This is a genomic window from Vreelandella venusta (genome assembly GCF_015689495.1).
GTDB lineage: Bacteria > Pseudomonadota > Gammaproteobacteria > Pseudomonadales > Halomonadaceae > Vreelandella > Vreelandella venusta.
This window is the reverse complement of record NZ_CP065135.1, coordinates 4,161,709-4,184,635: the sequence shown is the minus strand read 5'-3', so window position 1 is coordinate 4,184,635 and position 22,927 is coordinate 4,161,709. Positions and strand designations below refer to the sequence as shown.

Annotated in this window: 20 protein-coding genes; 12 read left to right on the top strand and 8 right to left on the bottom strand. The window is 54.0% G+C overall.

What is annotated here, in order from left to right:
• Positions 1–90 precede the first annotated feature (90 nt).
• Complete coding sequence (locus tag IR195_RS19240) at positions 91–837, bottom strand: SDR family NAD(P)-dependent oxidoreductase (RefSeq protein WP_125752790.1); 747 nt, start codon at positions 835–837, stop codon at positions 91–93.
• A 207-nt stretch (positions 838–1,044) separates the two neighbouring features.
• On the opposite strand from IR195_RS19240, the gene folK reads away from it, so the two are divergent.
• Together folK and IR195_RS19230 are read left to right on the top strand one after the other, a co-directional pair.
• Positions 1,045–1,491 (top strand): 2-amino-4-hydroxy-6-hydroxymethyldihydropteridine diphosphokinase, encoded by a 447-nt coding sequence (gene folK / locus IR195_RS19235; protein WP_125752787.1) that lies wholly within the window; start codon positions 1,045–1,047, stop codon positions 1,489–1,491.
• A gap of 74 nt (positions 1,492–1,565) precedes the next feature.
• On the top strand, positions 1,566–2,387 hold the full coding sequence (locus IR195_RS19230; protein WP_277395554.1) for a flagellin N-terminal helical domain-containing protein: 822 nt from the start codon (positions 1,566–1,568) through the stop codon (positions 2,385–2,387).
• 43 nt (positions 2,388–2,430) lie between these two features.
• On the opposite strand, the gene IR195_RS19225 is transcribed toward IR195_RS19230, so the two are convergent.
• A complete protein-coding gene (locus IR195_RS19225; RefSeq protein ID WP_206048360.1) occupies positions 2,431–3,984 on the bottom strand; it encodes a BCCT family transporter in 1,554 nt (517 codons plus the stop codon).
• A gap of 349 nt (positions 3,985–4,333) precedes the next feature.
• Positions 4,334–5,077 (bottom strand): DUF481 domain-containing protein, encoded by a 744-nt coding sequence (locus tag IR195_RS19220; protein ID WP_206048359.1) that lies wholly within the window; start codon positions 5,075–5,077, stop codon positions 4,334–4,336.
• A gap of 207 nt (positions 5,078–5,284) precedes the next feature.
• Here IR195_RS19220 and IR195_RS19215 point away from each other — a divergent pair, with 207 nt between their 5' ends.
• The 10 genes from IR195_RS19215 to urtE all read left to right on the top strand — a co-directional run bounded on the left by IR195_RS19215 (position 5,285) and on the right by urtE (position 17,363).
• On the top strand, positions 5,285–6,970 hold the full coding sequence (locus tag IR195_RS19215) for an ATP-binding protein (RefSeq protein WP_206048358.1): 1,686 nt from the start codon (positions 5,285–5,287) through the stop codon (positions 6,968–6,970).
• 33 nt (positions 6,971–7,003) lie between these two features.
• Positions 7,004–7,735 (top strand): response regulator, encoded by a 732-nt coding sequence (locus IR195_RS19210; protein ID WP_125752775.1) that lies wholly within the window; start codon positions 7,004–7,006, stop codon positions 7,733–7,735.
• Positions 7,736–7,928: 193 nt separating this feature from the next.
• Positions 7,929–8,924, top strand: a complete 996-nt coding sequence (locus tag IR195_RS19205) for a Bug family tripartite tricarboxylate transporter substrate binding protein (protein WP_125752771.1) — start codon at positions 7,929–7,931, stop codon at positions 8,922–8,924.
• A 106-nt stretch (positions 8,925–9,030) separates the two neighbouring features.
• Complete coding sequence (locus IR195_RS19200; protein WP_038479364.1) at positions 9,031–9,513, top strand: tripartite tricarboxylate transporter TctB family protein; 483 nt, start codon at positions 9,031–9,033, stop codon at positions 9,511–9,513.
• Between the two features lie 49 nt (positions 9,514–9,562).
• Positions 9,563–11,062 carry a tripartite tricarboxylate transporter permease gene (locus tag IR195_RS19195; RefSeq protein WP_125752765.1) on the top strand — a complete coding sequence of 500 codons (1,500 nt, stop codon included), beginning with the start codon at positions 9,563–9,565 and terminating at the stop codon, positions 11,060–11,062.
• Positions 11,063–11,448: 386 nt separating this feature from the next.
• On the top strand, positions 11,449–12,801 hold the full coding sequence (gene urtA / locus IR195_RS19190; protein WP_146942375.1) for an urea ABC transporter substrate-binding protein: 1,353 nt from the start codon (positions 11,449–11,451) through the stop codon (positions 12,799–12,801).
• A gap of 241 nt (positions 12,802–13,042) precedes the next feature.
• On the top strand, positions 13,043–14,656 hold the full coding sequence (urtB, locus tag IR195_RS19185; protein ID WP_146942377.1) for an urea ABC transporter permease subunit UrtB: 1,614 nt from the start codon (positions 13,043–13,045) through the stop codon (positions 14,654–14,656).
• 3 nt (positions 14,657–14,659) lie between these two features.
• A complete protein-coding gene (urtC, locus tag IR195_RS19180; RefSeq protein ID WP_206048357.1) occupies positions 14,660–15,823 on the top strand; it encodes an urea ABC transporter permease subunit UrtC in 1,164 nt (387 codons plus the stop codon).
• A complete protein-coding gene (gene urtD / locus IR195_RS19175) occupies positions 15,820–16,656 on the top strand; it encodes an urea ABC transporter ATP-binding protein UrtD (protein ID WP_206048356.1) in 837 nt (278 codons plus the stop codon). Before urtC ends, urtD begins: the two co-directional genes overlap by 4 nt.
• Complete coding sequence (gene urtE / locus IR195_RS19170; protein ID WP_125752753.1) at positions 16,656–17,363, top strand: urea ABC transporter ATP-binding subunit UrtE; 708 nt, start codon at positions 16,656–16,658, stop codon at positions 17,361–17,363. The genes urtD and urtE overlap by 1 nt, the downstream gene beginning before the upstream one ends.
• Positions 17,364–17,432: 69 nt before the next feature.
• Here the strand turns inward: urtE and IR195_RS19165 are convergent, their stop codons facing one another.
• The 5 genes from IR195_RS19165 to IR195_RS19145 form a co-directional block, all read right to left on the bottom strand.
• A complete protein-coding gene (locus IR195_RS19165; protein ID WP_206048355.1) occupies positions 17,433–18,353 on the bottom strand; it encodes a metal ABC transporter permease in 921 nt (306 codons plus the stop codon).
• On the bottom strand, positions 18,350–19,444 hold the full coding sequence (locus tag IR195_RS19160; protein WP_206048354.1) for a metal ABC transporter permease: 1,095 nt from the start codon (positions 19,442–19,444) through the stop codon (positions 18,350–18,352). Before IR195_RS19160 ends, IR195_RS19165 begins: the two co-directional genes overlap by 4 nt.
• Before the next feature lie 3 nt (positions 19,445–19,447).
• Positions 19,448–20,230, bottom strand: a complete 783-nt coding sequence (locus IR195_RS19155) for a metal ABC transporter ATP-binding protein (RefSeq protein ID WP_206048353.1) — start codon at positions 20,228–20,230, stop codon at positions 19,448–19,450.
• A 23-nt stretch (positions 20,231–20,253) separates the two neighbouring features.
• Positions 20,254–21,222 carry a metal ABC transporter solute-binding protein, Zn/Mn family gene (locus IR195_RS19150; protein WP_206048352.1) on the bottom strand — a complete coding sequence of 323 codons (969 nt, stop codon included), beginning with the start codon at positions 21,220–21,222 and terminating at the stop codon, positions 20,254–20,256.
• 285 nt (positions 21,223–21,507) lie between these two features.
• Entirely contained in the window at positions 21,508–22,878 is a 1,371-nt protein-coding gene (locus IR195_RS19145; RefSeq protein ID WP_206048351.1) for a PepSY-associated TM helix domain-containing protein, read from the bottom strand.
• Positions 22,879–22,927 lie beyond the last annotated feature (49 nt).

Here is a 22,927-nt window from a genome sequence, read left to right as displayed (position 1 = left end):
TGAAGACAGATTTGGAAGCTAGGTTTGCAAGCCAAGCCAGGTTTGAAAGCCAGGTTTTAAAGATAGGCTTAAAGCTAGTTTGGAATACTTTCAGCCTGGATAGTTTTCGGAGTGTTGCCCTTCAAGATTGATCGACTCACCCCCGTCAACAAAGAGAATTTGCCCAGCAACAAACTCATTGTCTAATAAATAGTGCAACGCTTGTACAAGATGGCTGGGATCTCCCTGGTGTTTAACGGGTATACCTTCGATTCGCCATTGAATATAGTCGCTGGTACGTTGAGAAGCGGGCAGTACTACGCCGGGAGCAATCCCATTAATACGCAGGCGTGGTGCAAACTCTAGGGCTGCCATACGCGTCATATCAGCAAGGCTCTTTTTCGATAGTAGATACGCAGCATACGGGTACTGATGATAAGCCACTTTATTATCAATAATATTAATGACCTGTCCTTTATCAACGGCGTCTGCAAAGTAACGAGTGAGCAGCAACGGTGTAAACATATTGACCCTGAATTGCGCTTCCAGCATGGCCATGTCGGTGCCTGAAATGGGAGCAGGTTCGTATGCAGAGGCACTGTTAAGAAGCACATTTAAGTTTGGGAAGTGCTGCTTGGCGGCTGTCACAAGTTCTTCAAGAGAGTCGCTCAGGAAATTGCATGGCAGTATTTCGCAGCGCTGGCCTTTGGCGCGAATCGTCTTGGCAACGTCCTCGGCTTCACCCCGTGAGCTATTCACATGTAAGGCAATATCATAGCCCTTAGCCGCTAGAGCTTCGGCGAAATAGCGTCCCAAACGTGTTGCGCCGCCAGTGATCAGTGCAGCTGATGAACTCATGCAAAGCTCTCCCACAGTGGATTAACGTTAGCGTTGAGCATGACTTTCTGCGTGAGCGTAGCGTTTGTCAATATCTTGTACATAGCTTGAACAAAATAACAGGCAAGCTAGTCTTACGTATCATCGATATGACCTGACTACCATCTTCGCGCTTTGACGCTAAGCGCAGAGTTTCTAGAGCAGGGTCTACAGGATTAGGATGCAGCTATGCCACTCTCATCGTTAAACACTACGCCAGATACGGCCCTCCATGAATGCTTAATCTCTCTCGGTACCAACATTGAGCCGGAACACCACTTTCACGAAGCACTGACTATTTTACGCAGCGAGTGTGAATTGATTGCCAGCTCAGAAGCGATTCGCACAACGCCGGTTGGCTACCAACACCAGCCGGATTTCCTGAATGCAGCCTTACTTGTGCGTACATCTCTTGATCACGACGCTTTTCGCGCTTACTTAAAAGAGGTGGAAAATCGTCTCGGACGTGTGCGAGGCCCGATTAAATCAGGGCCGAGAACCATGGACTTGGATATTGTGGCGTGGGATGGCGAAGTCATCGATGAGGGGTACTACCAGCATAGCTACGTGCGTCGCCCGGTAGATGAAGTGCTGGCTGCCAGCCGCCGGACACTTAAACAACGAGCATGCTCATGATTTTTGCGTTGCGGCCGATAATAGCAGTGTAGCCTCCTACTGTTGGGCAGGCTGACCTGCCTCGGAGACGAGCGTTGCTAAGCCTAAACACCAATCTGATGTCTCTTATCGTGCAGAATAATCTGCGTAGCAGTCAGCAATCGATGCAGACCGCTATGGAGCGTCTTTCTTCTGGGCTACGTATCAATAGTGCCAAGGATGACCCGGCAGGTCAGGCGATTGCCAATCGCATGGGGGCTCAGCTGCGTGGTATGGAGCAAGCCATTCGCAATACCAATGACGGCATTTCCATGGTGCAAACAGCAGAGGGTTCGCTCAATCAAATTAACGATAACTTGCAGCGTATTCGTGAATTGAGTGTTCAAGCGGCTAACGGTACTAATGCTCCCGATGATCTTGACTCAATTCAAAATGAGATCAATCAGCGCCTAGATGAGATTGATCGTCTTGCCGAACAGAGTAACTTCAACGGCATTGGCTTGTTTGATAGTAGCAAAGCGGTAAATATTCAGGTGGGGGCTAACGATGGCGATAGCATTGCGGTGCGCTTCGCAGCCATGAATAGGCAGGCATTGGGGCTGGAAAGCTTTAGTGTTTTAGATGATGGTAGCGCAACGGATAACCCGCTAAAGGCGCTAGATGGCGCCATTAAACAGGTGGATCGCCAGCGGAGTTATTTAGGCGCGGTACAAAATCGCTTCGAAAGTGTGATCGATGGACTCAATACCAACATTATTAATACGTCTGCTGCTCAGTCGCGCATCCAAGACGCGGATTATGCACGTGAAATTTCTAATCTAATTCACGCGCAAATTCTGCAGCAGGTCGGTATCGCTATTTTGGCTCAAGCCAACCAGCAGCCGCAGATGATTCTGCGTCTGCTGGAAGGTCTATAACATTAGGGCTATAACATCAGGGCTGCATAAGGACTATCAACCGTTACTCGATAATGCCCTGTTCGCGCGCCATGGCATAGGCTGCCTGGGGGCCATTCCACAGCGATGGCAGTAAAATCAGTGAAACGGGAATCGCGGTAATCACGATAAATTGCTGTAAGGCACCAATTTGTCCTGCTCCCATATACAGCAGCACCGCCGCCATTAGCGCCATGGCAATCCCCCAGAAAGCACGCACGTATGGGCTTGGGTCATCATGGCCAGCGCCTACTACGGCAATGGCATAACTCATCGAATCACCTGTGGTAGCCACAAAAATTGTCGTCAATAACAAAATTGCCAGTGCCATCCAGGTGCCGCCGGGGAGCGCTTGGGCCACGGTAAGCGTCGCGACATCAAACTGGAAATTATTCAGTGCTTCTGTCAGATCAATGACGCCCGTGAGCTGATAATAAATGCCTGAGCCGCCCAGCAGAGTGAACCATACGGTCGTCGCAATAGGGGCGAGTACCGCCACGGCAAGAATCATTTCGCGAATACTGCGTCCGCGTGAAATACGCGCCACGAAAATCGCCATCAGCGGTGCATAGCCAATAAACCAGGCAAAGAAAAAGACGGTCCACCACTGCATCCACCAAGCGGGAGCGGTGTCGGCGGTCATGGTTGCCATGGTGAAAAACTTACTAATGTAAGCGCCCATGCTCGACATATAAGTGTTGACCAAAAACAGCGTAGGGCCAAACACGATGATCACCGCGCCAATGGCAAGTGCCAGCAGTACGTTAAAGCGGCTAAGTAGTTGAATGCCTCTATGAACACCGCTCATCGAAGAGAGCACGTAAATGCAACCTAGTACCGCAAGGATAATAAGCTGCCCGAGGTAGCCGTCGGGAAGACCGAACAGCTCATGCAAGCCAAAACTTACCTGAGTCGCTAGAAATCCGATGGGGCCGACAGTACCTGCTACCAACGCAATCACGCAGCAAGCGTCTAGCACGCTACCTAGCGGGCCACGCATAAGCCGCTCGCCAAAAACCGGGTAAAGCAGTGTGCGTGGTTGCAGTGGCTGGCCTTTCACATAGTGAGCGTGGGCAAGCACCACCGCGGTTAGCGAGCCAAGTACCGCCCAGGCCAAAAAGCCCCAGTGCATGAACGATTGGGCAAGGGCGCTTGAGACGGCTTCGGCGGTGCCCGCTTCGGTGTCAAAGGCAGGAGGCGTTACCACAAAATGATAGACCGGCTCTCCGGCGGCGAAGAAGACCCCACCTCCTGCCAGCAATGTGCACAGAATAATCGATAGCCACTTAAAGGTACTCATTTCTGGTGCATCAAGATTGCCAATCTTGGCTTTTGCCGCTGGCGTAACTGCTAGACCAATGGCAATAAAAAAAGTCAGTAACAGTAACAATTGAAAGTAGCTGCCTAGCACCAGGGCTGTCCAAGCAAAGCCGGCGCTGATTGAGTTGGCGACAAGATCAATGTCATAAAAGGAGAGGGCAAGAAACGCCACGATGAAACCGATGCTAAGCACCAGTACGATGGGATCGCCGAGGGAAAACCGCGTAGTGCCCTCGCTTGTCTTGGCAGGGTGGTTCATTAAGAACACCTATGTTTAATCAGGAGTATGTTTAATCAGGGGATGGGTAAGCAGAGCATTGAGCTTAACTAAACCGTGCGTGAGTAGGCGTAATGCCTGAAAGCATCCGATTTTCGAAACAAAAAAAAGCGCCATTCAATGAATGGCGCGAGGACAGGAAACTGTGGACAGTATACCTGGTGTATAGACCAAAGTCTAATGCCCGGGGAGGATTGCATAAAAATAGTGCGAAAAATAAGCGAGATGCACCATGATGAATAGGTTAATGGCAGCCACAATTGGTTGGCGTTTTTTGTAAACCACTGATAATAAAAAATATTTCTTTGTGTGACAGGAAAGCAGCGGCGCGCTACCAGTGATAGAGCAGTGATGCGCTGGTGGTGCTGTCAGTACGTTCGCTAGTATCCTCAGGCGGCTGCGAGTTGTGTTTGATTTCATGGGAAAGGCGTAGCGAAAGTCGTGAATTTAGTCGAGCCGTTAGTGCCGTTAATGAACGCGCTGTAGTGTTCTGACGGGTATATTCCACCGACATTTCTTGAACGATATCCGCATAATCTGAGAAGCCAAATTGATAGTCGAGTGCTGTATAAGCAACTGCCAATTGCTCATTATCAGCGCCGCGTAATCGGTCATTACGATAGCCAGGGCCTGCTTCTAACGATAGTGAATGTTGTTCACCCGCTAGCAATTGCCTCCCATAGCCACCAATGGCAGAAAGCTGCTGGTCGTAGCCGGCAAAGCGGTCTTTTTCCCAGCGGGCAAAGCCAAACAGATAGTGGGGGCCGCTAAAATCAAAACGCTCCCTGCCTGCTACTAAATATTGCTCAGCGCTGGTTTCTCCGTTTTTACTCACATTGCGGACTTCACCGCGCAGCGAATGAGTGAAATCCCCCGTCAGCCAAGTCAGCCGTGTCTTGCCGATCAATGTTTGGCTATTGGTGTTGCCGGAAAGGTGGGTAAAACCAAGTTCGGCATCGCCGCTAAACACCGGCGTATCATCTTGTGGCGGTGGTGGGGCGTAAAACGGATAAGCAGCGGCGGAAGTTGCCCACAGCGACAAGCTAGCTAATAAGACATTTTTTAATAACCTCAACACGTAACTCCTCCGTGAGTGTCAGTCTTTGTGAGCGGCTGCGATGTTGCAGGATGAGAGTTCGTCATGCACGCTTTAAAAGCGCTGAGTATATCGATAAAAAAAATCAGTGGCTGCTAAATAAGCAAACAGTCGAAAAAGCGCCATGGCTAACGCCACTTGGCGCTGCATGCCATAATGACGCTGTCGCGCCTAGTGAGTTCCTTTATGACCGCCCCACGCCCCCGTACGCTAGCCGAATTACAGCGTTGGCGCCGTACGCGCGCCAAACGACGCTGGTACACGCGAAGCTTTCGCCTGCAAGTCATGCTGCTGGTCGGCTTTCTGCTGGCGGGGATGTTGCTAGCGCAAGGCACCTACTTGAACCACCGTAAAGCAGAAATTATCACCCACCAAATGGGCGAACGGGCATTGGCAGTGGCCAAAACCGTCGCGGGCATGCCGCAAATTGTTAATGCTTTCTCGACCCCCGACCCTTCGCTGATTATCCAGCCGCTTGCTGAACGCGTTCGCCATGAAACCGGTGCCCGTTATGTGGTGGTGGGGAATGCCCAGTCGATTCGCTACTCGCACCCCGTGCCTGAGCGTATTGGTCAGCCAATGGTGGGCGGGGATAACGATCAGGCGCTGATTTACGGTCAGTCATACGTATCGGAAGCTACCGGAACGTTAGGCACCGCCATGCGCGGCAAAACGCCTATCTGGGATGAAGAGGGTAATATCATCGGGGTAGTTTCGGTGGGCTTTATGCTAGAACGAGTCGATATGGATGTGGCTCGCTATACCAGCCTGGGGTGGGCGTTAGTGGCGCTGATGATTTTGCTAGGATTTGCCGGGGCCTATTGGCTGTCGCAGCACCTTAAAAAAGTCATCCTTGGTTTAGAGCCTTATGAAATAGCCCGCTTGGCCATGGAAAAAGAGGCCATCTTGCAATCTATCCACGAAGGTATTCTGGCGGTTAACCGCGATGGCCAGATCACCTTAGTGAATCAGCAGGCCCGCCGTTTTCTAGGGCTATCGGATGAACAGGTCTTGCTGGGGCAACCAATTCGTGAGGTGGTGCCCAACTCGCGCTTGATCGAGGTGTTAAAGCACGGCGAGCAAGAGTTTGACCAGGAAATGTGGCTGGGCGACCATCCTGTGGTGGCTAATCGAGTGCCCATTCTGCACGAAGGAGAGATCGAAGGCGCCGTTGCGACATTTCGCAGTCGCCGGGAAATTATTGATCTTTCCCAGGCACTTACCCGGGCAAGCCGTGATGTGGATATGCTGCGCGCCCAGGCCCACGAGTTTTCCAACAAGCTATACACCATTTCTGGTCTCTTGCAGCTTAATCGCGTTGATGAGGCGCTAGCGTTGATTCATCACGAAACCGAACGTGCCCAGGCGCAAATGAGCTTTTTAATGCGTCACGTAGCTGACGCGGTACTCAGCGGCATCTTGTTGGGTAAATTGACGCGAGCAAGGGAGTTGGGAGTTGCGCTGGAAATTGATGAGCAGAGCTCGCTCTCTTGCCCACTGACGGTCACTGGGCAGGAGGTCATGATTAGCGTTGTGGGCAACTTATTAGATAACGCCTGTCATGCAGCGCTTAATGGTCCAAACAGTGACACACCGAAAGTTCGCCTGTTCTTTACGGATCTGGGCGAGCAGCTGTTGATTGAGGTAGAGGATAACGGCTCAGGTGTGCCCGGCGAGCATGCGGAGTCGATCTTTCAAGATGGGTTTTCTACCAAAACCGGTAAACATCGTGGCATTGGATTAGCACTGGTCGCGCGGTTGTGCCGTCAACATGGCGGCGAGGTGACATTAGAAGAGAGCGAGTTAGGCGGCGCGTGCTTTATTGCCGTGCTGGATCGTTCGCTTTGCGACCAAGTCGCCACAACGCCTTAAATCATAATAACGACGCCAGGAAGAGGAAACACTATGTCTGCGGCGCAGTACGGTATTTTGGTCGTCGAAGACGATTTTCGCATTGCTGATATCCATAAGGCTTTTATTGAGCAGAGCGACGGCTTTTATGTGGTGGGGCTGGCACGTAACGGCAGTGAAGCAAAAGCCCTGATGGCCCAGCATGCTGATGCTGTTCAGCTCATCTTATTAGATGCTTACTTGCCTGATGTAGAGGGTCTGGAGCTGCTATGGGCGATTCGCCGCGACTATGTGCATGTGGATATCGTCATGGTGACAGCCGCCCGCGAAGTAGAAACCATCAGCGAAGCGTTGCGTGGTGGCGTCTTTGATTATCTGATTAAACCGATTGAAGCGGCGCGTATGACACAAATGCTGACACGTTTTCGTCGCGAGCGAGAGGCATTGGCGAACCGGGCTGAAATGAGTCAAGACGAGCTGGATCAAGTGCTTGCTCGCTTACAGCCAGGTGAATCTGCGCGGCAAGCTACGCGCACGCTGCCGAAAGGCATTGACCGTTTGACCCTGCGTCGTGTGGTGGAGTCGCTGGCAGCCGAACATGATTCCCAAACGGCGATGCAGGTAGCGCAGGCAATGGGCGCAAGCCGTTCAACAGCGCGGCGTTATTTGGAGTTTTTAGTGGCTGAACAAGCGGTTAATGCAGAAATTGGCTATGGCGATGTCGGTCGCCCTGAGCGGCGCTATCGGCTACTTGAGTCTTCCTCAACATGGCTGGAATCACTGTAAACGAGCCGTTATAACCGGCCGTGAACAAAATGAACAAAACGCACAAAAAGCACTTTTTGCCATTAATGGTCATAAGCTTGTCGCGAGGAGTAGCGGTCTTCTAATGTGCAGGGCGTAACCACACAAAGATACGTAGATAACAACTATCTATAACACAGCCAATATAACAACATAGCTAATGTGGAGAACGCCCATGACCATGCTTCCCCTAAAGCGCTTTGCCGTGCTTGCTTTACCGATGGCAGCCTTTGCCATGACAACGTCCGCCAGCGCCCAAGAGTGGACACCGAGCCGTTCGATTGAGTTTGTTGCACCGGCCAACCCCGGTGGCGGCTGGGATACGCTAGTGCGCACCATGTCCCGCGTTATTCAGCAAGAAGAGCTGGCCGACGAAAGCTTCGCAGCCATTAACGTACCTGGCGGCGGCGGTGCAGTTGCCTGGGCTCAGGTAGCCCGTGATAGCGGCAATCCGCATAAACTTTTCGCTACCAGCCCGCCGATGATTTTAGTTCCCCTGGCAGGCGCATCGCGTTACGACCACACTGATTTCACCCCGATTGCGCGCATCAATACCGACTATTCGATTATTTTGGTGGCGGCAGACTCCGAGTATCAAAACCTGGATGATCTTTTCGCAGCGCTCAAAGAGAACCCTAGTTTAAGCGTGGGTGGCGGTAGTGCGCCGGGCTCGATGGACCACATCTCGGTTGCCGGTCTTGCTTCCGCGGCGGGTATGGAAGCCTCCTCGGTCAACTACATTCCCTTCTCAGGTGGTGGCGATGCCATGACTAACCTGATGGGTGGCCATATCGAGGCAGTTATTGGCGGTGCCGGTGAAGCGGTAGGTCAGCTGGGTGAAGGTAGCCAGCTACGCGCGCTGGGCGTGTCTTCCGCAGAGCGTCTGGGCGGTGGACTGGCCGATGTACCCACTTACCAAGAGCAGGGTTACGACTACACCTTCGATATTTGGCGTGGCGTAATGGGCGCGCCGGAAATGCCTGAAGAGGCGGTTGAATACTACGAGACGCTCTTCGCCGAAATGCTCGAAACGGATGCATGGCGCGAAGCAAGCGACCAGCTGGGCTGGATCGATGCCTACCAGGATAGCGACGCCTTCGCTACCTTCCTGGATGAGCAACAAGAGCAGTTTAGCAGCGTGTTGACCGACCTGGGGCTGATGCGCCAGTAAGCGCTCGTCCCAAAGGCTCCCCCGGTGGCAGCGTGCCACCGGGATCTTCCGTCTGATACCGCAAGGGTCTTGCTGTTCAGCAATGACGTCTTCGGAGAGCTTTCCCATGACTCGATTCAATACCAACCAATGGCTAGCGCTTGTGTTGGCGTTAGTGGCGGCTGCCTATCTGGCAATGGCCTGGCAAATCCCCAACTTTCCGCTGCCCCGCCCAGTGGATTCTGACCTATTTCCAAAAGTGTTAGGTGTTTCTCTGCTATTACTGTCGGCGTGCTTGTTTTTTGAGCGTCCGGGGCCTATTGCGGGTGCCGATCAGATTGATCAAGCCGAAACCCAGGGACCGCTACTGCTAACGCCTTGGGCGCGGGTGATCGTCACCGCCATCGCCATTGCGGCCTACGCGTTCCTGCTTGTGCCGTTAGGCTTTGTGCTGGCTTCAACGCTGCTGTGTGTTGGCCTAACCGCTTACTACGGCTACCGCCGCCATGGGGTCAATCTGGCAACATCGCTTGGGGTGGTGTTAGCGCTGTATTTGACCATGACGCGGGTAATGGATGTTTACCTACCCACTGGCGTGCTGCCGTTTTAACCAGGCCGCGCTTGCCCACTGTTAGCGGGTTTAAAAGAGAGACACTCCCATGGATGCCTTTAACAATCTAATGTACGGCTTTGGCATCGCGCTTGAGCCTATCAATATCGCTTACGTCTTTGCCGGTGTCTTTGCTGGCACCATTATCGGCATGTTACCCGGCCTTGGGCCGATCAGCGCGTTGGCGCTGATGATCCCGATTACCTTTGCTATGGAACCCTCTTCAGGGCTGATCTTGATGGCTGGGGTGTATTACGGCGCTATTTTTGGCGGCTCCACCTCGTCTATTTTGCTGAACGCCCCCGGTGTGGCGGGAACGGTTGCGACCTCTTTTGACGGCTATCCGATGGCCAAGCAAGGGTTGGCAGGTAAGGCGCTGGCGATTGCCGCTTACTCCTCCTTTGTTGGCGGTACCATCTCCGTTGTTTTCTTGATGTTAATTGCGCCGCTGCTCTCCAAAGTCGCGGTGAGTTTTGGCCCGGCTGAATACTTCGCGTTGATGGTGCTAGGCTTAACCGCGGTTGTGTCGCTATCCGATAAGTCGCTGGTTAAAGGCTTAATTGCCGCTGTTATCGGGGTGATGATCTCGATTGTCGGGATTGATATGCAAACCGGCACCGAGCGCTTTACCTTTGGCTCTATTCACCTGCTCGACGGTATCGACTTTCTGGTCGTCGCGCTGGGTATCTTCGCGTTAGCCGAAGTGTTCTACATGTTGCTGCGCGGAGGGGGTGGTAAAGAAGCGCCACGTAACGCGATCGGGTCGTTGAAATTGTCCCGTGGTGAAGTCAAGCAGATAGCAGGCCCTGTTAGCCGCAGTTCAGTATTGGGCTTCTTTACCGGTGTGCTGCCGGGCGCTGGCGCAACCATCGGCTCGTTTCTTGGCTATAGCATGGAAAAACGCATTGCCAAAGACGGCGATACCTTTGGTAAAGGCAACATCAAAGGCGTTGCTGCGCCAGAAGCGGCAAATAATGCGGCGTGTACCGGTTCGTTTGTACCGCTGTTAACCTTGGGTGTGCCGGGGTCTGGCACCACCGCCGTACTGCTTGGCGCACTGTTGGTGATGGGCGTTAATCCTGGCCCGATGATGCTTGAACAGCGTCCTGATGTGTTCTGGGGCGTGGTCGCCAGTATGTATATCGGCAATATCTTCCTACTGGTGCTTAACCTGCCGCTGATTCCGCTGATTGCCAAGATTCTCGATCTGCCCAAGCCATTGTTGCTGTCACTGATTTTGATCTTCTGCATGATCGGTGTATACGGCATGAGCTTCAGCGTGTTCGACTTATTACTGCTGCTTGGTTTTGGCTTGGTTGGTTTGGGAATGCGCTTATTCGGCTTCCCCGCCGCGCCGCTGATTCTGGCGCTCATTCTTGGCAACATCATGGAAGAGTCCATGCGTCGCGCGCTGCAGATCTCCGGTGGGGATTGGACGACCTTTATCGACAAGCCGATTTCACTGTCGTTACTGGTCATCGCTGTGCTATCGCTTGGTTTACCGCTGCTGAAAAAGCGCCGCACTAAGCGTTTGAACACTGCTGAATAGAGCACCGGCATGCGTGTAAAGCGTCCTAGGGTTTCCTAGGGCGCTTTTTTTATGCAAGCAATGGGGCGGGATTAATCGCCGTATGCAACGCAAAGCGCACTATTGGTGCGAGGTGTCGTTGTGGTGCATAAACAGCGTGCATGTTTTGGATGTTGGCGCGCCACGGTAGTGCGGCCAGTGAAAAAGGAACTACTTTTTTTAAAACTAACTTTTTGATTTTAATATTTTTAGTGTTTCTTTTTGTCGTGTGGCGCAAACCTTGCAGCAGCTAGGAGCTAGTGGATGCACCAAGCCCCGTAATAATCGTTCCCACGTTACATAACGGGAGTCCTTGGCCGCGAAGCTCAAATAACGAGCCCCGTCATAAGGGGCGCAAGGAGGTTCAAGTGACCACATTGCAGCGCAAGACACACCCTCGTACTGCTGGCCGTTTCGCTACTGCCTTAATGGCCGCCGCCGTCATGGGGGCCAGTACACAGGCCATTGCCCAGGATGATGATCCAATCAAGGTCGGTATCCTTCACTCACTCTCCGGCACCATGGCGATCAGTGAGACGGTGCTTAAAGATACCGTTGAGATGCTAATTGAACAGCAAAACGACGCGGGTGGCTTGCTGGGTCGCCAGCTTGAAGCAGTGGTTGTCGACCCTGCCTCTAACTGGCCGCTATTTGCCGAGCGTGCTAGAGAGCTACTGGCACAAGAAGAGGTCGACGTGATCTTCGGCAACTGGACCTCCGTTTCCCGTAAGGCAGTACTACCGGTAGTGGAAGAGCTTAACGGCCTGCTGTTCTACCCGGTGCAGTATGAAGGTGAAGAGTCCTCGGAAAACGTCTTTTATACCGGTGCCGCCCCCAATCAGCAGGCGATTCCTGCGGTTGAGTATCTGATTAACGAAGTCGGCATCGAACGCTTTGCGCTGGTCGGCACCGACTACGTCTATCCGCGCACCACCAACCGTATTCTCGAAGCGTTCCTCAAAGATGAGCATGGCATCGCTGATGAGGACATCATGATCAACTACACGCCGTTCGGCCATTCAGACTGGCAGAATATCGTGTCAGAAATACGCCGCTTTGGTGAAGAGGGCAAACCCACGGCGGTTATTTCGACGATTAACGGCGATGCCAATGTGCCGTTTTACACCGAACTCTCTAACCAAGGCATCGATGCTGCCGATATTCCGGTCATCGCCTTCTCTGTGGGCGAGCAAGAACTCACCGGCATTGATACCGGCCCGTTAGTCGGCCACTTGGCGGCCTGGAACTACTTTATGAGCGTCGATACCGATGACAACTACGACTTTATCGACGCCTGGATCGACTACACCGGCGACGAAGAGGCCGTCACCAACGATCCCATGGAAGCGCACTACATTGGCTTTAACATGTGGGCCGAAGCGGTGCGTAAAGCAGGCACTACCGACGTGGATGCGGTGAAAGACGCGATTATCGGTGTTGCCGTGCCTAACCTTTCCGGTGGCTATGCGGCGATGATGCCCAACCATCACATCACCAAGCCGGTGCTGATTGGTGAAGTTCAAGACAATGGCCAGTTCGATATCGTCTGGCAAACGCCTTCTACCGTAGCGGGCGATGCCTGGTCTGACTACTTGCCTGGCTCACGTGATTTGATTGCCGATTGGCGCAAGCCCATGGAGTGCGGCAACTTCAACGTGGTGAACGGCTCGTGTGGCGGCAGCACCGCCGCAGAAGAGGCTGAAGCGGCTCTCGCTGAGTAAGTAAAGCGATATATAGCAGGGAAATGACCGCTGTTAACGCTGTGGTGTAAGGACAGGTTGAAGCGAGGGTCTTTCGCCATGGCCGGAAAATGCTCCTGGCTATTCCGGCATTTCCGCCATCCATGGCGGTCAGATGGCGAAAGTAGCGCCCATGGATGGGTTCACAGCGCCCTCGCGGAAACTTTTTCTTGGCACCGTTATCTTCAGTTCCCCCCTTTTTGTTAACCAAAGGAAGAACCCCATGAGGCGTTTCTTTTCCTTAGGGTTGCTGTGTCTGCTGTTGTTAAGCGTCACAGTCACCGCCCAGGCACAAACAAGCGCCACCGTTGAGGCTGATGACGCAGCGGCGCTTGAGCTACTAAACGCGCTGGACGTGCGTTCCTATTCCGCCAAAGGCGAAGCGATCAACGCTATTTTGCAAAGCGATGATGAGCGCGCGCGTGATTGGCTGCAGTCCTTGTTGGACGGTCGCTTGCAGCGCACTGACGACGGTCGTTTTGTGGTGGTGCTCGACAATCAAGGTCGCGATTGGCCAGTTGCAGATGCGCTGACCAATGAACCGCTGGGGGAGATGTCCCGCCGCGACCTGGATCGTATAGGCATTAATAACAATCTACGCAATCAGCTACGCAGCGCTATTGCCGTAGTGGACTTGTATTCGCCAAACGTTGAGCGCCGGCGTACTTCCGCCAGCCGCTTACTGGGCGAGGTCGATGAGGAGCTGGCCGAACCGCTCAGTCAACTGATTGCTGACGAAGAAGACGCTGAGGTAGTGCGCAGGCTGACCCAGGCGCTGGCGATTTACCAAGTTGAAAGCGGCGAGCTTGAAGGCGTTGAAACGCTGCGAGGCAGTTTGCATCCACGTGTTCGAGTAGCGCTTAGTCGCGCGGCGAATAGCGATGACCCCATGATTGCCGATGCCGCCAATGAAGCGCTGAGCAGCATCGAGCAGAATCTCAAAATTAACCGTGGCCTGGAAACACTCTACTTCGGGCTTTCGCTTGGCTCGGTACTGGTGTTGGCGGCGATTGGCCTGGCCATTACCTTTGGCGTGATGGGCGTTATCAATATGGCTCATGGTGAGCTAATCATGCTCGGCGCTTATACCACCTGGATGATGCAGCAGCTGTTGCCCGGCCAGCCAGGATTGGCGCTAATTCTGTCGATCCCTGCGGGCTTTATGGTGGCCGCGCTGGTGGGCATTGCCATTGAGCGGGGCGTTATTCAGTTCCTGAAGGGGCGTCCGCTGGAAACGTTGCTGGCGACGTTCGGTATCAGCCTGATTTTACAGCAGCTGGTGAGAACGGTGATTTCACCGCTAAACCGTACGGTCATAACGCCCGAATGGATGAGCGGCTCATTAGTGATTAACGATGCCCTGTCACTAACTCTTAACCGCATGTTTGTACTCGGTTTTGCCCTGGTAGTGTTTGCTGCACTGATGCTGATTATGCGCCGCACGCGGCTAGGGCTTGAAGTGCGCGCTGTGACCCAAAACCGCGCCATGGCACGCTCCATGGGTATCCGTGCCACGCGGGTCGATATTATGACCTTCGCATTAGGGTCTGGCGTCGCTGGTTTGGCAGGCGTTGCGTTATCACAGCTGACCAACGTCGGCCCCAATCTGGGCCAGAACTACATTATTGATTCCTTTATGGTCGTCGTTTTCGGCGGCGTGGGAAATCTATGGGGCACTCTAGTGGCTGGGCTTTCCCTGGGCATTATCAACCAAGTGTTGGAACCCTGGGCGGGCGCCGTGCTGGCCAAGATTATTGTCCTGGTGTTCATCATTCTGTTTATTCAAAAACGCCCGCGTGGACTCTTCCCGCAGAAGGGCCGGGCTGCGGAGGGCTAAGCGATGTCATCAACGATCTCATTAATGACGCAATCATCTTCACGCCAGTTTTGGCTAACCCGCCCGTTTAGCGAACGGGCCACGCAGATTTTTCTTGGCGTGCTGTTTGCCGCCCTGCTGCTGGTTACGGTGCTCCATTTAGCGCTGCCCCAAGGCCACCCGCTGCACGTTAATGCTTATACCGTGAATCTGTTCGGTAAGTACTTAAGCTACGCGCTGCTGGCAGTGGCGGTGGATTTGGTATGGGGCTATTTGGGCATTCTGAGCCTGGGCCACGGGGCGTTTTTTGCCATTGGCGGTTACGCCATGGGCATGTACCTGATGCGCCAAATCGGTGATCGCGGTACTTATGGTGACCCGGTACTGCCGGATTTTATGGTGTTTCTCAACTGGGACAGCTTGCCCTGGTACTGGCTCGGTTTTGATATGGCCTGGTTTGCGTTTGCCATGGTGCTGTTAGCCCCTGGGCTATTGGCACTGGTCTTCGGCTTTTTAGCGTTTCGCTCGCGGGTCACTGGGGTGTATCTGTCGATTATTACCCAGGCGCTGACTTTTGCCCTGATGCTGGCATTCTTCCGCAATGAGATGGGCTTTGGTGGCAACAACGGGCTGACCGATTTTCGCGAGCTGCTGGGCTACAACCTACGCAGCAACGACACCCGCTTAGGGCTGTTTATTGCCACCGGCGTTGCGCTGGCGCTGGGCTACATCCTGTGTCGAGCGATTGTTACCAGCAAGCTAGGCCGAGTGTGCGTGGCAACCCGGGACGCTGAGGCCCGCACGCGGTTTATTGGCTATCGGGTCGAACGCTTCCAGCTGTTTGTATTCGTGGTTTCCGCCATGCTGGCAGGCTTGGCTGGCGCGCTTTATGTCCCTCAGGTAGGGATTATCAACCCCAGTGAGTTCTCGCCAATTTTCTCGATTGAAGTTGTGCTATGGGTGGCACTGGGTGGCCGCGCCACGCTATATGGAGCGGTTATCGGGGCAATCTTAGTCAACTATGCCAAAACCATCTTCACCGGCGTGATGCCCGATGCGTGGCTGTTTGCCTTAGGCGCGCTGTTTGTTTTGGTCACCGTGTTGCTACCCAAAGGCGTAGCAGGGTTATTGCGCCACCTAAAACGCCGCCAAAAATCCGCTGCCTTGCCAGAGGAGGCTACCGCATGAGTTTGTTGCAATCGCTAACCACGCGGGATCGGGTGTTTGAGTTTATGGCTCCTCAGGCATCACCGGTGGATGTGCGCCATGGACCGATTCTGTATATGGAAGATGTCTCGGTGAGCTTCGATGGCTTCAAGGCAATCAATAACTTAAACCTGACCATTGATGATGGTGAACTGCGCTGCATTATCGGCCCCAACGGGGCCGGTAAAACCACCATGATGGATATCATCACCGGCAAAACACGCCCCAACGCAGGCAGCGTGTGGTTTGGCAGTCGCCATAATCTACTGCAAATGAACGAGCCGGATATCGCCAGCTTGGGAATTGGCCGTAAGTTTCAAAAGCCCACGGTCTTTGAAGCGCTAAGTGTGTTTGAAAACCTGGAGTTGGCGATGGCCGCTGATAAGCGCATTTTTCCCACGCTGACTGCCCGCATGAGCGGTGAAATTAAAGACCGCATCGATGAAGTGCTTGAAACGATTGGCCTGACCGAGCTGCGTTACCAGCCAGCAGGGATTCTTTCCCACGGCCAAAAGCAGTGGCTGGAAATTGGCATGCTGTTAATGCAGCGCCCGCGTTTACTGCTGGTAGATGAGCCGGTTGCCGGAATGACGGAACAGGAGATGGAGCGTACCGCCGAGCTGCTGACGGGCCTCGCCGGTAAGCAGTCGGTGGTTGTGGTCGAGCACGATATGGGCTTTGTACGCTCCATTGCCCGTAAAGTGACCGTGTTGCACCAAGGCAGCGTGCTGGCGGAAGGCAGTATGGATCAGGTATCAAGCGACCCCAAGGTGGTTGAGGTGTATCTGGGTGCGGACGATGAGGAGGCTGCCTAATGCTGACGATTGAAAAGCTTAACCAGTTCTACGGCGAAAGCCATACCTTGTGGGATCTAGACCTCGATGTGCCTGAAGGCCAGTGCACTTGCGTAATGGGCCGCAACGGGGTGGGTAAAACCACCTTAATGAAAGCTATTATGGGCGAAGTGGCCGTAAAGAGTGGCCAGCTGCGCTATCAGGGGGAGGGCAGCGACATTGAGCTGACCCAAAAAGCCGTGGAAGCGCGCTCTCGTTTGGGTATTGGCTTTGTCCCCCAGGGGCGGCAGATTTTTCCGCTGCTCAGCGTGGAAGAGAATTTACGCACCGGCTTGGCAGCGCGCCGTGATGGGTTGAAAAAAATCCCCGAGCGTATCTATGAGCTGTTCCCGGTTTTAAAAGAGATGAAGCACCGCCGTGGCGGTGACTTATCTGGTGGTCAACAACAGCAGCTCGCCATTGGCCGCGCGCTGGTAATAGAGCCCAAGCTGCTGATTTTGGATGAACCCGGGGAGGGCATTCAGCCCAATATTGTGGCGCAAATCGGTCAGGTGATTCGCCAGTTGATCAAAGAAGATGGCCTAACGGTGCTACTGGTCGAGCAGAAGCTACCCTTTGCGCGTAAATACGCCGACCGCTTTGTGATTATGGATCGTGGCCGTCCGGTGGCCAAAGGCGAGATCGCCGAGCTTTCCAACGAACTGATCAAACAGCACTTGACCGTTTAAGTTATCCACACCCGGTTGGGAGTCTCCGTTTGTGGTGATTGCATAAAACGCCTCTGTTGAATCGCACTGCTACGGCAACGAACTTGGCGCTTCTGGTGTTTCGCGGGCGCGGCGGCGTTTCATGTGCTGAGTAATCACGCCGTAGCGTGGGCCAGCGAGGAAGGCGAGGATTAGGAAAACGCCGGTCATTATCGCCATCATACCGCCAATGGAGACGTTGAAATACACGGCGAGGTAGTAGCCAGAAATACTTGAAGCGATCGAAATTAGCGCACCGATGATAAACATCATCCACAGCCGGTCGGTCAATAAATAGGCGGCGGAAGCGGGCACAATGGCAAAGGCGATAAACAGTACTGCCCCCACGGCATCAAAGGCCGCTACGGCGGTTGAGCTAGTTAGCATTAGCAGCACATAGAAAAGAATCGAAGGCATAAAGCCGAACGTTTTGGCCAGCGCTGGATCGAAGGTGGCCAGTTTCAGCTCCTTATAAAAGAGCCCGATAAACGCGTAATTGATCAGTGTCATTACGCTCATCGATACTAGCGCCTTGGGGATGGGTAGACCGAAAATGTCGAGAGTATCCAACCAGACAAAGCCGATTTCACCGAGCAGCACAGTATGCGTGTCGATATGCACATCGTTGGCGTAGACGTTAAGTAACAGCACGCCGATGGAGAACAGCGCCGGGAAAACCAGGCCGATGGCGGCATCCTGCTTTACCCGCTTGGTGTTGGCCAGGGCCTCGGTAAGTAACACGGTTAATAGCCCGGTTAATGCGGCGCCTATTAGCTGCACCGGCCCGCTTTGCTGTTTGGTCAGTAGCCAGACAATCACAATGCCAAACACAATGGAGTGGCTAATCGCATCAGTGAGCATGCTGTTGCCGCGCAGCACCAGGAAGGTACCCACCGCCGAGGAGGCAATGCCAACCATGGCACCTACCAGAATAATGGGCAGCGCCGTGTTGGTTAGTAATTCAGCAATCATGTCACGACCTCTTCAAAGGTGGCGACCACCTGTTTGGCTGCCTTTTCTCCCAGTGATGTTAGCGCCCATCCGGCGCCGCCGTCAGAGGAGCGTATAAGGTAGCCTTGGCGCTTAAGTTTACTCAGCACCATGCGTGCGCTAAATGTTGCACGGTAGTGTCGGGAGGCGTCGGGGTGCTTGTAAAGCGTGTAGAGTAACTGCTGCTTCTGCAGCGCTTCTTTTTGGCGATAATGCTTGATGAAGCCCCACAGCAGGCCACGTCCGGGAGCAAGCGCCAGCGAGATGATGACAATAACCGTTGCAGTGAGAATCACCAGCGGGCCGGTTGCCAGACCACGGGACAAGGTACTGATGGTTGCTCCCGAGACCCCACTGACAACACCGATGCCAGCGGCAATAACCAGCATCCCCCCCAAGTGACGACTCCACTGCCGGGCCGCAGCGGCTGGCGCCACGATCATGGCGGCCATTAGTATCACGCCAACCATTTGCAAGCCGACCACCACGGCGAGCGCCACCATAGCGGTAAGCGCGGCTTCGATGGCGTTGACGGGCATGCCGAGCGAGCGGGCGTATTGCCCATCAAAAGTGACCAGCTTGGCTTGTTTCCAGAAGATAGCGAGCAGCGTGAGAGTGACAAGGGTGATGCTGCCCATTACCCACAGATCCGAGCGTAGCGTAGCGGCGGCTTGGCCGAACAAAAAGGCTTCTAGCCCCCCTTGGGAGGCGTTGTTGGTACCCTGGATATAGGTCAGTAACACGATGCCTATAGCAAAGAAAATGCTTAGGCAAATGCCGAGGGCAGCATCGGTTTTCAAGCGGCTTTTGCGGGTCAGCAGCAGCATCGTCAGCGCGGCTAACGAGCCAGTGGCCAATGAGCCAATGATAACGCCGCCCATATCCCGACTGCCGGTGATGATAAAGCTTAAACACACGCCGGGCAGCGCCGCGTGGGAGATGGCGTCACCGAGCAGGCTCTGGCGGCGTAACACCGCAAAGCAGCCCAGTGGGCCGCTGATCAGCCCCAGTAGCGAGGCACCAATCACCACGTTTTGAAAGGTGTAATCAGAAAGAAGGTCAAGCCACTGCATGGGTTATTTCACCTTCGAAGCAGTGAACATTAGGGCGTCGCTATCGTTCAACAGGGCAATCTGGCCACCGTACGCCTGACGCAGATAGTCAATATTAAACACCTCTTCAGCCTTGCCGCTGGCAATCACACGGACGTTAAGCAACAACAGCCAGTCGAAGTAATTACGTACGGTTTGCAGGTCATGGTGGACAACAATCAGCGTTTTACCCGCATCACGCAGGCGGCGCAGAATGTCGATAATAGCTCGCTCAGTGGTGGCATCAACCCCGGCCATGGGCTCATCGAGAAAGTACACATCGGCCTGTTGCACCAGTGCGCGGGCCAGAAACACTCGCTGCTGTTGGCCGCCGGAAAGCTGGCTGATCTGGCGGTCAGCGTAGGCGCTCATTCCCACCATCTCCAGGGCTTCCAGTGACTCGTTACGCTCCTTGCGCCCTGGGCGCCGGAGCCAGCCCAGGCGACCGTAAAGCCCCATGGTGACCACATCCAGCGCGGTGGTCGGGAAGTCCCAATCGACGCTGGAGCGCTGCGGCACATAGCCAACGCGTTTGCGCTGTGAGGCGTAGGGGCGGCCATGCACCATGACCTCGCCGGAAAGCGATGGTACAAGCTCCAGCAGGCTCTTGATTAGCGTGCTCTTACCCGCCCCGTTAGGGCCGACAATGCCTGCCATCACGCCGGTAGGAATCTCCAGGTTAATATCCCAGAGAACGGGCTGATTATGATAGCTGACGGTCAGGTTCTGAATGCTGAGCGCCGTGTCGGTTGTTGCGGGTGTCGCCATTGTTGCAGTGCCTTATTGAATGATTAGTGAGCGAGCTTCCACTCGGTAGCCCAATCGTTCATTTCTTCGGGAAGCGGTGCCAGGGTACCGCCAAGCGCTTCGACAATATGCTGGGTGTTGCGGTAGATCATGCCCATATAAGTGCCATCGACCGTGTCCGGGTCACCCATGGCATCGGAGTAGAGTTCACCGCCAATTTCGACAACCTGGCCCCGTTGTTGGGCGGCATCAATAACTGCCTGAACCGTGCGCGGGTTAATGGTGCTCTCGATGAAAAGGGCCGGAACTGCGCGATCCACCACAATATCTGTCATGTTGCGAATATCAGCAATACCCGTTTCCGTTTCTGTGCTAATGCCTTGTATGCCTTCCACGTCGATATCGTAGGCGCGGCCAAAGTAGCCGAAGGCATCGTGAGCGGTGACCAGAATGCGTTGCTCATCGGGAATGCTGGCGATACTGTCTGTCACCCATTCGTGCAGGGCAAGCAGTTGAGCCTGATAACGCTCGGTATTGGCATCAAACGTCGCGGCGCAGTCGGGGCGCGCTTCACTCAGCGCAGTATTGAGCGTGGGCAGTGTTTGTGCCCATAAAGAAACGTCCATCCACAGATGAGGATCGATGCCGTACACATCCTGTGAGGTAATCAATGATGCGGGGTCAATCGAGGCAGGGGCGACGGCAAGCGTAGGTGTGCGCTCGGAGAACCTTTCCAGTACGTCGCCTAGCTGGCCTTCCAGCGAATAGCCTGAGTAGAAAATCTGTTCTGCGTTTCGCAGCGTTGCCACATCGCTAGCGCTTGCCTGATACAAATGGGGATCTACGCCTGGGCCCATCATGGCTTCCACATTAACGCATTCGCCGCCAACTTCCTGCGCCACATCGGCAATCATCCCAATCGTTGCCACCACGTTTAAGGGCGTCTCATCGGCAGTTGCCAACGCACTTAAAGGCAGCGCTCCCAATAGAATCACGGCATGTTTTGTTGCCATTATTTAGCTCCAGACTCGTCATGAGGTAGATGGGGTTAAATTGCTTTGTGTAAACTGATTGTCTTAAGGAAAGAAGTATAGCCTTGGCTAAGTTTGTGGCGCGATTCATCCAATGTCAAGCGGATAAACGGCGTTGAAAAGAGCTGAGAGGTGAGCTTGGGTGAGGGTGGGAATAAACATAAGGCGCATGGGAAAATGGTGCATTGGTGGAAAGGCACCATTTTCCCAGCTCCTCATTAATTAGCGCATAGGATTGATGATAAGGAACGAGTTGTTGAGCAAGGCTTAGGCAGTTTGACTAGCTAAACGGCGTTCCTGTAAGCGTTGAACGACAAACCAGTCAACGATAAGCATAAAGATCAAGGAAGCGCCGACGAGCGGAAAAATAACTCCCCCTATCACCAGCATGACAGTCAGGCCACGAAACACCCGTTTATCGCTCGGTAGTGGTGGGACTCCCATCGCGCCCGAGGGGCGTCGCTTCCACCACATCACCGCCGCTGACACTGCCAGCAGAATAATGGCTAGGCAGACCGCCAAGAACAAGAGTTGATTGAATAATCCAAACTGCTGACCCATATGCACGTTAATACCAAATTCCAACCAACGGCCCAAGGGTCCATAGTCGGCATAGCTCATGTCGATCAAGCGCTCGCCAGTGTACTGATCAAGGTGGACCACGCGCTGTTGGCTAAGGTCATTGGGATAGACCGAGCCGGTGTACACACCGGTTGCCGTAGTCGGCAGGCTGACGGCATAGCCATGATGTAATCCCAGTTCATTGAAAATGGCGACAGCACCGTCAAGGCCGATGCTCTCTGCCTGACCTGGCTGCTGTGAGGATTCTGGGAGCTGTGCCTGTTCGAGTGACCAATTGGTTGGGCTTTGCTCGTTTAAACGTGCCTCCGACATGGGCACTTCAACGCGCACACCGGCGGGGTAGCCAAAATTGTTACCGTTGGCCCACTGGTTAACCTGCCCGCCCCACACGCCTGACCAGGGCATGCCCGTGATCGCCAGAAAGACGATAAAGGCGCCGACAAATAGCCCGGTAACCGCATGCAAATCGCGCCAGAATACCCGGCTTTTCGGCTTGCCACGTACGCTAACCACGCCGCCTGCGCCTTTACGCCGTGGCCACCACAGGTAGATGCCGGTGAGCACCAGTAGAATTGACCAGCCGCCAGCTATTTCAATCAGTTTGCGCGCCGTTGGGCCAAAGTATTTCAAACTGTGTAAATAGCGAACGGTCCACATGACTGTACCGCGGTCATCCAGTGCTCCCAGTACATTAGCCGTGTAAGGGTTAACGTAAACCGCTAATCGCTCGCCCTCCGCTGTGTTAACCGTGATCTCCGCGGAGCTATCCGGCGTCGCGGGGTCGGTGAATTTTACGGCGGTGCCGGGATGAGCCGTCAGCGCTGCACTTACCAGCGCAGAGGGAGGCAGCGTGGCCTCTTGAACGGCCACGCGCTTAACATCAGCGTGTATCAGCGCGTCCAGTTCGTCTTTGAATAAATACAGCCCGCCAGTGATCGCCAGACTAATCATAAACGGCAGCACCAAAAGGCCAGCGTAAAAATGCCAGCGCCAAACGGCGCGATAAAGATCGAAGGTTTTGCGTTTACCTTCTTGTGAGGAGGACGCGGTCGTCATGTAGTGTCTCCAGACCACCAGGCAACGAGCCTGCTGGTTTAATGAGTCG